This is a genomic window from Pseudomonas sp. B8(2017) (assembly GCF_002113575.1).
Lineage (GTDB): Bacteria > Pseudomonadota > Gammaproteobacteria > Pseudomonadales > Pseudomonadaceae > Aquipseudomonas > Aquipseudomonas putida_Z.
The window spans coordinates 43114-56596 of sequence record NZ_NEIO01000014.1; the positions used below are offsets into that span (position 1 = coordinate 43114).

The window sequence follows — 13483 nt, forward strand, 5'->3', positions numbered from 1 at the left end:
TTCCAACGGATCGATTATCGGGAGGTCGCCATGGGCGCGCTACTGAACCTGGTCGAACGCAACCTGCATGAAGTGCAGGTCGACGCTGACCGCATGCTGTTCCATATCCCCAGCAGTTCACTGTTCACCGCCGACGCGGTGACCGGCGGCATCATCGACACCCTGCGCCAGCAAGGCTGCTCGGCCGAGGAGCTGATGCAGCGCCTTGGCCAGCAGTTTGCCGGCAGCGATATTCAGGACACCCTGCGCGAGCTGATCGCGCTGGAGCTGGTCAGCGACGGCTCGCCGCTGACCCCGGAAATCGCCCTCAAGCAGGTCGAGCGCACGGCGCTGAACACCGTGGTGCTCAACGTCAACACCGGCTGCAACCTCAGCTGCACCTACTGCTACAAGGAAGACCTGGACAAACCGTCCGCGGGCAAGAAGATGAGTACCGCCACCGCCGAGGCTTCGGTGGAGATGCTGCTCAAGGAGTCGCCCGACGAGCAGCGCTACAGCGTGGTGTTCTTTGGTGGCGAGCCGCTGTCCAACCGGCCATTGATCGAGCACATGGTCGCCTACTGCGAGCGGCGCTTCGCCGAGGCCGGCAAGCAGGTGGAGTTCATCATGACCACCAATGCCACCTTGCTCACCGAAGAGATCATCGACTGGCTCAATGCCCACCGCTTCGGCCTATCGATCAGCATCGACGGCCCCAAGACCGTGCACGACCGCAACCGTATCACCGTGGGCGGGCAGGGCACCTATGACGTGGTGCGGCGCAAGGTCGACATGCTGCTGTCGCGCTACCACAGCCGCCCGGTGGGCGCGCGGGTCACGCTGACCCGTGGCATCACCGACGTCGAGACCATCTGGAACCACCTGTTCAACGAACTGGGCTTCGCTGAAGTCGGCTTTGCCCCGGTCACTTCCGGCGACATGGCCAACTTCAACCTCACCGGCGAAGAACTGGTGCAGGTGTTCGCCAACATGAAGGCGCTGGGCCGGCGTTACCTGGAGGCTGCGCTGGAGCACCGCAACATCGGCTTTTCCAACCTGCACCAGCTGATCACCGACATCCACGAAGGCCACAAGAAGGCCCTGCCGTGCGGCGCCGGGCTGAAGATGCTGGCCGTGGACCATGAGGGCGAGCTGAACCTGTGCCACCGCTTCACCGGCTCCAGCCTGCCGACCTTCGGCAATGTGCACCAGGGCGTGAAGCAGGCGCAGCTCAACGACTTCCTGTCGCAGCGCCTGGACCGCAGCAACACCGGCTGCGACAGCTGCCGCATCCGCAACCTGTGCTCCGGCGGCTGCTACCACGAAAGCTATGCCCGCTATGGCGACCCGCAGCACCCGACCTATCACTATTGCGAACTGATGCGCGACTGGGTCGACTTCGGCATCGAAGTCTACAGCCGCATCATGGCCGCCAACCCGGCCTTCATCGATCGCTACATCACCCCGCGGAAGGCGCACTGACATGAAGCACTTGAAGCCCCTGAACAACAAGGCGCGCATCCTCGAGCAGGCCGCCGCCGAAGACCGCGTCGAAGAAGTCATGGCCATGAGCGCAGTGGCGGGTTGCACCGCCACCACCGACCCGGGCTGGGAAGTGGACGCCTTTGGTGGCGTGAGCTCGCTGTGCCAGCCGATGGAGGCCGACCTGTATGGCTGCTCCGACCCTTGCTGGTGGCCGGCCCAGGTGCCGGACATGATGAGCACCTACCAGGACTGGAACGCCCAGGCGAGCAACTCGGCGGAAGACTGGCGCAACCTCGGCACCGTGTTCCCGAAAGACAAGTGACCGGCCCAACAAGAATGACAAGGGGAAACCGCATGAAAGCTGGACGCTGCGCGTCACTCGCGCTCACCATCGCCGCCACGGCCTGTGCCGGGCTGGTACAGGCCGCCGACACCGGGCCGGCGCTGAAGGCTGGCCACGAATACATGATCGTGACCAACTACCCGAACAACCTGCACGTGGTCGATGTGGCCAGTGACACGGTGTACAAGAGCTGCGTGATGCCCGACAAGTTCGGCCCCGGCACCGCGATGATGGCGCCGGACAACCGCACCGCCTACGTGCTCAACAACCACTACGGCGACATCTACGGCATCGACCTGGACACCTGCAAGAACACCTTCCACGCCAACCTGTCCAGTGTGCCGGGTGAGGTGGGCCGGTCGATGTACTCGTTCGCCATCAGCCCGGACGGCAAGGAAGTGTACGCCACGGTCAACCCGACCCAGCGCCTGAACGACCACTACGTGGTCAAGCCACCGCGGCTGGAAGTGTTCAGCACCGCCGATGGCCTGGAGGCCAAGCCGGTGCGCACCTTCCCGATGCCGCGCCAGGTGTACCTGATGCGTGCGGCGGACGATGGCAGCCTGTACGTCGCCGGGCCAGACATCTACAAGATGGACGTGAAGACCGGCAAGTACACGGTGGCCTTGCCGCTGCGCAACTGGAACCGCAAAGGCTACAGCGCCCCGGACGTGCTGTACTTCTGGCCGCACCAGAGCCCGCGCCACGAGTTCTCGATGCTGTACACCATTGCCAGGTTCAAGGATGACAAGCAGGACCCGGCCACCGCCGATCTGCTGTATGGCTACCTGAGCGTCGACCTGAAGACCGGCAAGACCCACACCCAGGAATTTGCCGACCTGACCGAGCTGTACTTCACCGGGCTGCGTTCGCCGAAAGACCCGAACCAGATCTACGGCGTGCTCAACCGCCTGGCCAAGTACGACCTCAAACAGCGCAAGCTGATCAAGGCGGCGAATCTGGACCACACTTACTACTGCGTGGCCTTCGACAAGAAGGGCGACAAGTTGTACCTGGGCGGCACCTTCAACGACCTGGCGGTGTTCAACCCGGATACGCTGGAGAAAGTGAAGAACATCAAGTTGCCGGGTGGGGACATGTCCACCACCACGCCGCAGGTGTTCATCCGTTAAACCGGTGTTGGCTTCTTCGCGGGCTTGCCCGCTCCCACAGGGGCTGCACAGGCCTGGAAACCTGTGTGGTACCTGTGGGAGCGGGCAAGCCCGCGAAGAGGCCGGTACAGACAACACAAGAACAACAAGAGACCGCCATGCCCCAGCCAAGCTACTCCCAGGGCAACCAGGACAAACCCCTGCTTACCCAGTGCATCGGCGACGCCTTCGACACCACCGTCGCCCGCTTCCCCGACCGTGACGCTTTGGTCGTCCGCCACCAGGCCCTGCGCTACACCTGGCAGCAACTGGCCGAAGCCGTCGACCAGCATGCCCGTGCGCTGATGGCCCTGGGCGTGCAGCCCGGTGACCGCCTCGGTATCTGGGCACCCAACTGCGCAGAGTGGTGCATCACCCAGTTCGCCAGCGCCAAGGTGGGCGCGATCCTGGTCAACATCAACCCGGCCTACCGCTCCAGCGAACTGGACTACGCCCTCGGCCAGTCCGGCTGCCGCTGGGTGATCTGCGCCGACGCGTTCAAGAGCTCCGACTACCACGCCATGCTGCTGGGGCTGGTCCCGGGCCTGGCCGGCGGGCAGCCGGGCGCCCTGATCTGCGAACGCTTCCCCGAACTGCGCGGTGTGGTCAGCCTGGCCGTCGCGCCACCGCCGGGCTTCCTGGCCTGGCACGAGCTGCAGGCCCGTGCCAAGGCCGTCAGCCGCGAAGCCCTGGCCGAGCGCCAGGCACAGCTGCGCTGCGACGACCCGATCAACATCCAGTACACCTCGGGCACCACCGGTTTCCCGAAGGGCGCCACCCTCAGCCACAGCAACATCCTCAACAACGGCTACATGGTCGGTGAAAGCCTGGGCCTGACCGAGCATGACCGGCTGGTGGTGCCGGTGCCGCTGTACCACTGCTTTGGCATGGTCATGGCCAACCTCGGCTGCATGACCCACGGCAGCACCCTGATCTACCCCAACGACGCCTTCGACCCGCTGGCCACCCTGCGTGCGGTGGCGGAAGAAAAGGCCACGGCGTTGTATGGTGTGCCGACCATGTTCATCGCCGAACTGGACCACCCCCAGCGCGGCGAGTTCGACCTGTCGAGCCTGCGCACCGGGATCATGGCCGGTGCCACCTGCCCGATCGAAGTGATGCGCCGGGTCATTGGCGAGATGCACATGGCCGAGGTGCAGATTGCCTATGGCATGACCGAAACCAGCCCGGTGTCGCTGCAGACCGGCGCCAGCGACGACCTGGAGCGCCGCGTGACCAGCGTCGGGCGCACCCAGCCGCGGCTGGAGAACAAGGTTATCGATGTCGATGGCAACACCCTGCCGCGTGGCGAGATTGGCGAGCTGTGCACGCGGGGTTACAGCGTGATGCTGGGCTACTGGAACAACCCCAAGGCCACGGCCGAAAGCATCGATGAGGAAGGCTGGATGCACACCGGCGACTTGGCGGTGATGGACGAGCAGGGCTATGTGCGAATTGTTGGGCGCAGCAAGGACATGATCATTCGCGGCGGCGAGAACATCTACCCGCGCGAGCTGGAGGAGTTCTTCTTCACCCACCCGGCGGTGGCCGACGTGCAGGTGATTGGCGTGCCGTGCAGCAAGTACGGTGAAGAGATCGTGGCCTGGGTGCGGCTGCACCCGGGGCATACGGCCAGTGCGGAGGAACTGCGCGATTGGGCGAAGGCGCGGATCGCGCACTTCAAGGTGCCGCGGTACTTCCGCTTTGTCGATGAGTTCCCGATGACGGTGACCGGCAAGGTGCAGAAGTTCCGCATGCGCGAGATCAGTGTCGAGGAATTGTCTGCCGGGTGATGTGTCGCCTGTACTGGCCTCTTCGCGGGCACGCCCGCTCCCACAGGTATTGCACAGGCCTCAAGGGCAGTGGAGAACCTGTGGGAGCGGGCGTGCCCGCGAAGAGGCCAGTGCAGGCAGTAGATGCTCCCCACAGGTCTCCAACGCCCTTGAGGCCTGTGCAGTACCTGTGGGAGCGGGTTTACCCGCGAAGAGGCCGGCACAGGCAGTAGATGATCTCAGCCTTGCAACAGCTCCGGGCTGTTGAAGTTGCTCAACCTGCGATCATCGTCACTACATTCCAGCCCCTGCACCGCTTCACGCAGCAAGGCCTTCTGCAAACTCCGCTCGCCCGCCGCCCAGGCCTGCTCCAGCACCGGCAACACCCGGCGTGGCAGTACGCTGAACATCGGCTGCCAGTACCCACCCTGGCGTACCATGGCCGCACTGTCACCCGCCACCGCCAGCCGCAGCAGGTCCTCGATCAACCCCCGGTCAACCAGCGGTGCATCACAGGCCAGCAGCACCACCCATTCATGCCGCGCCACCTTGAGCCCGGCAATCACCCCCGCCAACGGCCCGGGGTAGTCCGCCTCGGCATCGCCCACCAACTGGTCGGCATACGCCCGGTAAGCCTGCTGGTTACGGTTGCACGAAATCACCAGGTCATCGCTGAGCGGCCGTACCACGCGCTGCACATGCGCCACCAGCGGTTCGCCCTGCCAGTCGACCAGGCCCTTGTCGCGGCCGCCCATGCGCTGGCCGCGGCCACCGGCGAGAATGAGGATGGAGCAGGGGGGAAGGGCATCAGGCATGAAAAAGGGTTCCGGGCAGTCATTGCCGGGAACCCTCCCATTTCACGCGGGGCTTGTCCAGTCAGCTCTCGCTGGTCACGGCCTGCGTGTCGGCATTACCCGCCTGGCGTCGCCCGGCAAGGCGCATCACCACCACGAAGAACACCGGCACGAACACCACTGCCAGGGTGGCGCTGAGCATGCCGCCGATCACCCCGGTGCCGATCGCCTGCTGGCTGGCCGAACTGGCGCCGCTGGCGATGGCCAGTGGCACCACGCCCAGGATGAACGCCAGCGAGGTCATCACGATCGGCCGCAGGCGCAGGCGCGCGGCCTGCACGGCGGCGTCGGCGGCATCCACGCCCTGGTCGACCAGGCTCTTGGCAAACTCGATGATCAGGATGGCGTTCTTCGCCGACAGGCCGATCAGGGTGATCAGGCCGACCTTGAAGAACACGTCGTTGGGCATGCCGCGCAGGGTCACCGCCAGCACCGCACCGAGCACGCCCAGCGGTACTACCAGCAGTACTGCGGTGGGGATCGACCAGCTTTCGTACAGCGCTGCCAGGCACAGGAACACCACCAGCAACGACAGCGCCATCAGCATCGGTGCCTGGCTGCCGGACAGCCGCTCCTGCAGCGACAGGCCAGTCCATTCCAGGCCGGCGCCGGCCGGCAGCTGGGCTACCAGGCGCTCGATCTCGGCCATGGCTTCGCCCGAACTGTAGCCGGCCGCCGGTTCGCCGGAAATCGACACCGCCGGGTAGCCGTTGTAGCGGGTCAGCTGCACCGGGCCGCTGACCCACCTGGCCTGGACGAAGGCACCCAGTGGCACCATCTTGCCGCTGTCGTTGCGCACGTGGATCTTCAGCAGGTCTTCGACCTGGCTGCGCTGGTCGCCTTCGGCCTGCACCACCACCCGCTGCATGCGGCCCTGGTTGGGGAAGTCGTTGACGTAGCTGGAACCCACGGCCACGTCCAGCACCGAGCCGATATCGGCAAACGACACGCCCAGGGCATTGGCCTGGCGGCGGTCGATTTCCAGCTGCACCTGCGGGCTTTCCGCCAGCGAGGCTTCGCGCACGTTGGTCAGCACCTTGCTCTTGCCGGCATTGGCCAGCAGCTCGTCGCGGGCGGCCATCAGCTCGGCGTGGCCCATGCCGCCGCGGTCCTGCAGGCGGAACTCGAAGCCGGTCGACTCGCCAAGGCCGTCGATCGGTGGCGGCAGCACAGCGTAGGCCACGGCGTCCTTGAGCTGGGTGAAGGCCATGGTCGCGCGGTCGGCAATCGACTGGGCGCTGTCGTCGGCGCCGCGTTCGGACCAGTCCTTGAGCGTGGTGAAGGCCAGTGCCGCGTTCTGCCCGCTGCCCGAGAAGCTGAAACCCAGGATCAAGGTGGTGTTACCCACGCCGGGCTCTTCGGCGTTGTGCGCCTCGATCTGTGCCGCCACCTGTTCGGTGCGCATGCGGCTGGCGCCCGGCGGCAGCTGGATATCGGTGATGGTGTAGCCCTGGTCTTCGGTGGGCAGGAACGCCGTGGGCAGCTGGCTGAAGCCATAACCCAGCACCGCCAGCAGCAAAGCGTATACCAGCAGGTAGCGGCCGCTGCGCTTGAGCGCCTGCATCACCCAGCGCTGGTAGCCGTTGCTCATGCCCTCGAAGCGGCGGTTGAACCAGCCGAAGAAGCCCTTGCTTTCGTGGTGCTCGCCCTTGGCCACCGGCTTGAGCAGGGTGGCACACAGCGCCGGGGTCAGGCTGAGGGCGAGGAACGCCGAGAACAGGATCGACACTGCCATCGACAGCGAGAACTGCTGGTAGATCACCCCCACCGAGCCTTGCATGAAGGCCATGGGCAGGAACACCGCCACCAGCACCAGGGTTATGCCGACGATCGCGCCGCTGATCTGGCCCATGGCCTTGCGCGTGGCCTCCTTGGGCGGCAGGCCTTCCTCGGCCATGATGCGCTCGACGTTTTCCACCACCACGATGGCATCGTCGACCAGGATGCCGATGGCCAGCACCATGCCGAACAGGGTCAGCACGTTGACCGAGAAGCCCATGGCCAGCATCACGGCGAAGGTGCCCATCAGGGCCACCGGCACTACCAGGGTCGGGATCAGGGTGTAGCGCAGGTTCTGCAGGAACAGGAACATCACCGCGAACACCAGCAGCATGGCCTCGAACAGGGTGTTGATGACCTGCTCGATCGACACCTTGACGAATGGCGAGGTGTCGTAGGGGATGTCGTACTTGACGCCTTCGGGGAAGTAGCGCGCCAGGTCCTGCATCTTCGCCCGCACCAGGGTGGCGGTTTCCATGGCGTTGGCGCCCGGCGACAGCTGCACGCTGAAGGCGGTGGCCGGCTTGCCGTTCAGGCGCGTGCCGTACTGGTATTCCTGGGCACCGATCTCGACCCGGGCGACATCGCCGATGGTCACCGTGGAACCGTCCGGGTTGGCACGCAGGACAATCCCGGCGAACTCCTCTGGGGTGCTCAGCTGGCCCTTGACCACCACGTTGGCGGTGATTTCCTGGGTGCCACGGGTGGGCAGGTCACCAATGCTGCCGGGGGCCACCTGGGCGTTCTGCGCGGCGATGGCTTCGGCCACGTCGTTGGGCGTGAGGTTGAAGCCGATCAGCTTGCGCGGGTCGATCCAGATGCGCATGGCGCGCTCCGAACCGTACAGCTGGGCCTTGCCGACGCCCTTGAGGCGGCGGATCTCGTCCATCACGTTGCGCGCAAGGATATCCGACAGGGCAGTTTCGTCGAGCTTGCCGTCTTCGGAGGTGAGGGTGGCCAGCAGCAGGAAGCCGGTGGAGACCTTTTCCACCTGCAGGCCTTGCTGGGTCACCGGGCGCGGCAGGCGCGACTCGACCACCTTCAGGCGGTTCTGCACGTCGACCTGGGCCAGGTCCGGGTTGGTGCCCGGGGCGAAGGTGGCGGTGATGGTGGCGCTGCCCAGGCTGCTCTGCGACTCGAAGTACAGCAGGTTGTCGGCGCCGTTGAGCTCCTGCTCGATCAGGCTGACCACGCTCTCGTCCATGGTCGCCGCCGAGGCGCCCGGGTACACGGCGTAGATTTCCACCTGCGGCGGGGCCACGTTGGGGTACTGGGCCACCGGCAGCTGCGGGATGGCCAGGGCACCGGCCAGCAGGATGAACAGGGCGACCACCCAGGCGAATACCGGGCGGTCGATGAAGAATTGCGGCATGAATCAGGCCCTCACTGGCCAGTGTGCTGTGCGATGGGCGATGCCCCTGATGCATTGTCGACCTGCACCTGGTCACCTGCCTTGACGTGTTGCAGGCCCTCGACCACCACCCGCTCGCCGGGGGCCAGGCCTTCGCTGACGATCCAGCGGTCGCCCTGGGCGCTGCCCAGTACCACCTGGCGGTCGCTGACCCGGGCCTGCGGATCGACCACCAGCACCTTGGGCACGCCAGCGCTGTCGCGCAGGATGGCGCGCTGCGGCACGCTCAGGCCCTTGGGCTGCACGGCCTGCTCCAGGCGCACGCGCACGTAGCTGCCGGGCAGCAGGTCGAGGTCCGGGTTGGGGAACTCGCTGCGCAGGGTGATCTGGTTGGTGCTGGGGTCGACGCTGATGTCGGAGAACAGCAGTTTGCCCGGCAGCGGGTAGGTGCTGCCATCGTCCTGGATCAGCGTGGCCCGGGCCTGGCCGTCGCCGACCTGCTGCAGCTCGCCGGCACGCAGGGCACGGCGCAGGGCGTTGAGCTCGCGGGTCGACTGGGTGACATCGGCGTGGATCGGGTTCAGCTGCTGGATGGTCGCCAGCGGCGTGGTCTCGTTCTGCCCGACCAGCGCACCTTCGGTGACTTGGGCGCGGCCGATACGGCCGGAAATCGGCGCGGTCACGGTGGCGTAGCCGAGGTTGAGGCGGGCGCGCTCCAGGGCGGCCCTGGCCTCGGCCACTGCGGCATCGGCCTGCAGGTAGCTGGCCTTGGCGTTGTCGTATTCCTGGCGGCTGACGGCCTTGTCGTCGACCAGTTCGCGGTAGCGCTGCTCCTGCAGGCGTGCCTGGTACAAGGTGGCCTCGGCCTTGGCCAGGGTGGCGCGGGCGCTGTCGTGGTCGGCCTTGAACGGTGCCGGGTCGATCAGGAACAGCACATCGCCCTGCTTGACGTCGCTGCCTTCGCGGTACACCCGCTTGAGCACCACGCCCGCCACGCGCGCACGCACTTCTGCGGTGCGCGGTGCGAGGATACGGCCGCTGAGCTCACTGCTGATGGCCAATGGCTGCAGTTGCAGGGTTTCCACCCGCACTTGCGGGGTGGGGGCCTGTTCTTCCTGTTCGGCGCTGTCGTCGCAGCCGGCCAGGGACAGGCTCAGGAACGCCAGAAGCGCCAACGGGCGCAAGCGTGGGGGGAGGGTAGTAGACATACGGATCTTCCGATGATGACCACCGGTATGCTACGGCAGGCGTTCCTTGGGTGGCTGTTAATACCTGTAGGACGAGTGTGAAAAAGTGTGAAGAAGAATCCTGTCTGCCTGTAGTGTTCTATATCCTGAGTATTCCTGTGCCGGCCTCTTCGCGGGCTTGCCCGCTCCCACAGGGACTGCACAGCTTTCAAGTGCTGTTGGGTCCCTGTGGGAGCGGGCAAGCCTGCGAAGAGGCCGGTGAGGTCTTACCCCAACCCAGATTCCCAAGCACCTATGCCGAATATTTTCCTGGTCGAAGACGACAGCGCCCTGTCCGAGCTGATCGCCAGCTACCTGCAACGCAACGACTTCCATGTCCAAGTGATCGCCCGCGGCGATCATGTGCTGGACGAGTACCGCCGGCAAAAGCCTGACCTGGTCATCCTCGACCTGATGCTGCCGGGTATCGATGGCCTGCAGCTGTGCCGCCTGCTGCGCCAGGAGTCGCAGGGCCTGCCGATCCTGATGCTGACCGCCCGCGACGACAGCCACGACCAGGTCCTGGGCCTGGAAATGGGCGCCGACGACTACGTGACAAAACCCTGCGAGCCACGTGTGCTGCTGGCCCGCGTGCGTACCCTGCTGCGCCGCAGCAGCGTCAACGAGCCGCGCCTGGACAACGACCTGATCCTGATCGGTGGCCTGCGCATCGACCTGGCCGAGCGCACAGTGAGCTGGCGCGGCGAAGAGGTGGAGCTGTCCAGCGGCGAGTACAACCTGCTGGTGGTACTGGCGCGCAATGCCGGCGAAGTGCTGAACCGCGACCGCATCCTGCAGCAACTGCGGGGTATCGAGTTCAACGGCACCGACCGCTCGGTGGACGTGGCCATCTCCAAGCTGCGGCGCAAATTCGACGATAACGCCGGCGAAGCGCGCAAGATCAAGACCGTGTGGGGCAAGGGCTACCTGTTCAGCCGTGTCGAGTGGGAGTGCTGACCGCCCATGCTGAAGATTCTGGTGCGGCTGTACCTGGTGATCATCGTTGCCTATGCCGGTGCACTTTTGTTCATCCCGGACACCATCGTCGGCCTGTTCCAGGACCGCTTCATGGCCTACAACCTGGACCAGGCCAAGGGCGTGCAGTCGCTGATCGTGCGCCAGTTCCGCCAGGCCCCGCGCGAGCAGTGGCCAGCGGTGGAGCAAGAGCTGGCCAGTGATTTCGCGCCGCTGGAACTGCAACTGCTGCGCATGGACCAGGCCGAACTGAGCGAGGACGAGCAGGCGCGCCTGGAGCACGGCCTGTACGCCGTGCGCATCGCCGAATGGGGCTACTACGAGACGGTGCTGGCGCCGCTGGACAAGGAATGGCTGGTGCGCCTGCACTCACCGCCAGACCCACTGGATATCAACGTGCTGTCGTGGGGTGTGACCGTCCTGATCGGTGCAGCGATGCTCGGTTGCCTGTTGCTGTGGGTATGGCCGCACTGGCGCGACCTGGAGCGCCTCAAGGAAACCGCCCGGCGCCTGGGCCAGGGGCAGATGGCCGAGCGTACGCACATCTCGCCGCACTCCAACATCGGCGAACTGGCCGGGGTGTTCGACACCATGGCCAGTGACCTGGAGCGCCACGTCAACCAGCAGCGCGAGCTGCTCAATGCGGTGTCGCACGAGTTGCGCACGCCGTTGACCCGGCTGGACTTCGGCCTGGTGCTGCTGTTCGACGAAGTGCCGCCGGCCAGCCGCAAGCGCCTGCTGGAGCTGGTGGGGCATGTCCGTGAATTGGATGAGCTGGTGCTGGAGCTGTTGTCCTACAGCCGGCTGTACAACGCCGACCAGGCCCGCGAGCGGGTCGAGGTGTCGTTGCTGGAACTGGTCGACAGCGTGCTCGGCGGCTTTGCCGAGGAGCTCGATGGCCGGGGTATCCAGTGGGAGGTGCGGGCCGAGGGGGATCTGCCGCGTTTTGTGCTGGACCCACGGCTGACGGCACGGGCGGTGCAGAACCTGGTGCGCAATGCCATGCGTTACTGCGACGAAAGCCTGTTGCTGCGCTTGCGCCTGGAAGACGATGGCGCCTGCCTGGTGACGGTGGAGGATGACGGGATTGGTATTCCGGTGGAGGAGCGCGAGCGGATTTTCCAGCCGTTCTACCGCCTGGACCGTAGCCGTGACCGCAATACCGGCGGGTTTGGCCTGGGGTTGGCGATCAGCCGGCGGGCGATCGAGGGGCAGGGTGGCACCTTGACCGTGGCGCAGTCGGCGCTGGGTGGTGCACAGTTCCGGATTCGCTTGCCTGCCGGGTGATGGGCTGCCTGTACCGGCCCTTTCGCGGGCTTGCCCGCTCCCACAGGGCATTCACAGGGTTCGAAGCCGGTGCGGTCCCTGTGGGAGCGGGCGAGCCCGCGAAGAGGCCGGGCCTGCTAATCACTTTCTGCCAGCCGGGCAGACCACAGCACAAAGCGGTCCTTGCCACTGTGCTTGGCCTCGTAAAGCGCCTGGTCGGCGCGCACCAGCGCCGTGGTCAGGCTGTCGCCCTGGTCCACCCGGGCCAGGCCGATGCTGACAGTCACCGGGTGCTCGCCAACGTCCTCGCGCACTCGTTGGCACAGCGCCGCCACCCGTTGCTCGGCGCCTTGCTGGTCCAGCCCCTGGAAAAAGATCGCGAATTCCTCGCCGCCCAGTCGGGCAAACTCGTAACCGGCCATGCTCGCCTTGATATGCAGGGCCACGCGCTTGAGTACTTCATCGCCCACGTCATGGCCGAAACGGTCATTCACCCGTTTGAAGTTGTCGATGTCGATCATCGCCAGGTACTGCTCGGCCGTGGCCAGGCGCAGTTGGCGGTCGGCCTGGGCCATGAACGAACGGCGGTTGGGGATTTCGGTCAGGGCATCGACATAGGCCTGGTCCAGCAGCACCTTGGACAGGTAGAAGTTGTGCAGCTTGGCCTTGCGCATCTGCAGGTAGCTGTAGATGACCAGGCCGCTGAGGAACACCGCGTAGCTGATCAGCATGGCGCCTTCGAGTTCGTCCGGCCCGATGCGGGTGTGGTAGAACGGGTTGAGCACCACCCAGGTGATGGCCATGGCGCAGAAGAACGACCAGCGCCGCACCGGTAGCACCGACACGGCATACAGCACGGTGGAGACCCCGAGCACCAGCCACACCGGGCGCAGGGCCACCGGGATGCCTTCGATCACCAGGCGCATGCCCAGGGTGATGGAGGCGATGAACAGCAGGTTGAGCACATCGAAATGATGGCTGCGACGGGTGAACCGCAGCACCACGGTGAGGGCGCCGAGCAGGGTGATGAACAGATAGGACAGCCAGGTGAAACCCTGGCCGCCGAGGAAGCTGACGATCAGGTCGAAGACCAGCCAGATCAGGATGCTGACGCAGAATACCAACAGGCAGAATGGGCGCATGGCCTCGAATTCGTGCTGGCGGAATTCGGCGCGCAGGGCGGCGGGGGCGACCTGTTTGCGAACGTGGGCTTCGATGGTTTTGAACATCGCTGGGCTCCTGAGAGTACTGCTTTACCAGGCCTGGCCCTTTCGCGGGTAAACCCGCTCCCACAGGCCTCCC

10 protein-coding genes are annotated in these 13483 nt (G+C 65.5%); 6 read left to right on the forward strand and 4 right to left on the reverse strand.

The features are described 5' to 3' along the window. The first annotated feature begins 30 nt into the window (after positions 1-30). The 4 genes from peaB (at position 31) to CAG22_RS19065 (ending at position 4751) form a co-directional block, all read left to right on the forward strand. Complete coding sequence (gene peaB / locus CAG22_RS19050; protein ID WP_013972844.1) at positions 31-1461, forward strand: quinohemoprotein amine dehydrogenase maturation protein; 1431 nt, start codon at positions 31-33, stop codon at positions 1459-1461. A 1-nt stretch (position 1462) separates the two neighbouring features. Next, on the forward strand, positions 1463-1786 hold the full coding sequence (qhpC, locus tag CAG22_RS19055) for a quinohemoprotein amine dehydrogenase subunit gamma (RefSeq protein ID WP_004375838.1): 324 nt from the start codon (positions 1463-1465) through the stop codon (positions 1784-1786). 32 nt (positions 1787-1818) lie between these two features. After that, positions 1819-2940 (forward strand): quinohemoprotein amine dehydrogenase subunit beta, encoded by a 1122-nt coding sequence (peaD, locus tag CAG22_RS19060; protein ID WP_015270567.1) that lies wholly within the window; start codon positions 1819-1821, stop codon positions 2938-2940. Between the two features lie 137 nt (positions 2941-3077). Continuing rightward, entirely contained in the window at positions 3078-4751 is a 1674-nt protein-coding gene (locus CAG22_RS19065) for a fatty acid CoA ligase family protein (RefSeq protein WP_085588478.1), read from the forward strand. 218 nt (positions 4752-4969) lie between these two features. Here CAG22_RS19065 and mobA read toward each other — a convergent pair whose 3' ends face one another. From mobA to CAG22_RS19085, 3 genes are all read right to left on the reverse strand, one after another. Then, on the reverse strand, positions 4970-5545 hold the full coding sequence (mobA, locus tag CAG22_RS19075) for a molybdenum cofactor guanylyltransferase MobA (RefSeq protein ID WP_085588480.1): 576 nt from the start codon (positions 5543-5545) through the stop codon (positions 4970-4972). Between the two features lie 61 nt (positions 5546-5606). Next, complete coding sequence (locus CAG22_RS19080) at positions 5607-8735, reverse strand: efflux RND transporter permease subunit (RefSeq protein WP_085705954.1); 3129 nt, start codon at positions 8733-8735, stop codon at positions 5607-5609. Positions 8736-8746: 11 nt separating this feature from the next. Beyond that, positions 8747-9922, reverse strand: coding sequence for an efflux RND transporter periplasmic adaptor subunit (locus CAG22_RS19085; RefSeq protein ID WP_085705955.1), 1176 nt, complete (start codon positions 9920-9922; stop codon positions 8747-8749). A gap of 273 nt (positions 9923-10195) precedes the next feature. On the opposite strand from CAG22_RS19085, the gene CAG22_RS19090 reads away from it, so the two are divergent. Further along, on the forward strand, positions 10196-10897 hold the full coding sequence (locus CAG22_RS19090) for a response regulator transcription factor (protein WP_003259958.1): 702 nt from the start codon (positions 10196-10198) through the stop codon (positions 10895-10897). 6 nt (positions 10898-10903) lie between these two features. Further along, positions 10904-12202, forward strand: a complete 1299-nt coding sequence (locus CAG22_RS19095) for an ATP-binding protein (protein ID WP_085705956.1) — start codon at positions 10904-10906, stop codon at positions 12200-12202. 116 nt (positions 12203-12318) lie between these two features. On the opposite strand, the gene CAG22_RS19105 is transcribed toward CAG22_RS19095, so the two are convergent. Next, positions 12319-13410 carry a diguanylate cyclase gene (locus CAG22_RS19105; protein WP_025339346.1) on the reverse strand — a complete coding sequence of 364 codons (1092 nt, stop codon included), beginning with the start codon at positions 13408-13410 and terminating at the stop codon, positions 12319-12321. Positions 13411-13483: the final 73 nt, after the last annotated feature.

Excerpts from the sequence above, each read along its gene's own strand:
- CAG22_RS19105 (WP_025339346.1), bottom strand. The coding sequence starts at position 13,410 with ATGTTCAAAACCATCGAAGCCCACGTTCGCAAACAGGTCGCCCCCGCC.
- CAG22_RS19065 (WP_085588478.1), top strand. The coding sequence starts at position 3,078 with ATGCCCCAGCCAAGCTACTCCCAGGGCAACCAGGACAAACCCCTGCTT.
- qhpC (WP_004375838.1), top strand. The coding sequence starts at position 1,463 with ATGAAGCACTTGAAGCCCCTGAACAACAAGGCGCGCATCCTCGAGCAG.
- CAG22_RS19080 (WP_085705954.1), bottom strand. The coding sequence starts at position 8,735 with ATGCCGCAATTCTTCATCGACCGCCCGGTATTCGCCTGGGTGGTCGCC.
- peaD (WP_015270567.1), top strand. The coding sequence starts at position 1,819 with ATGAAAGCTGGACGCTGCGCGTCACTCGCGCTCACCATCGCCGCCACG.
- peaB (WP_013972844.1), top strand. The coding sequence starts at position 31 with ATGGGCGCGCTACTGAACCTGGTCGAACGCAACCTGCATGAAGTGCAG.
- CAG22_RS19085 (WP_085705955.1), bottom strand. The coding sequence starts at position 9,922 with ATGTCTACTACCCTCCCCCCACGCTTGCGCCCGTTGGCGCTTCTGGCG.
- mobA (WP_085588480.1), bottom strand. The coding sequence starts at position 5,545 with ATGCCTGATGCCCTTCCCCCCTGCTCCATCCTCATTCTCGCCGGTGGC.
- CAG22_RS19095 (WP_085705956.1), top strand. The coding sequence starts at position 10,904 with ATGCTGAAGATTCTGGTGCGGCTGTACCTGGTGATCATCGTTGCCTAT.
- CAG22_RS19090 (WP_003259958.1), top strand. The coding sequence starts at position 10,196 with ATGCCGAATATTTTCCTGGTCGAAGACGACAGCGCCCTGTCCGAGCTG.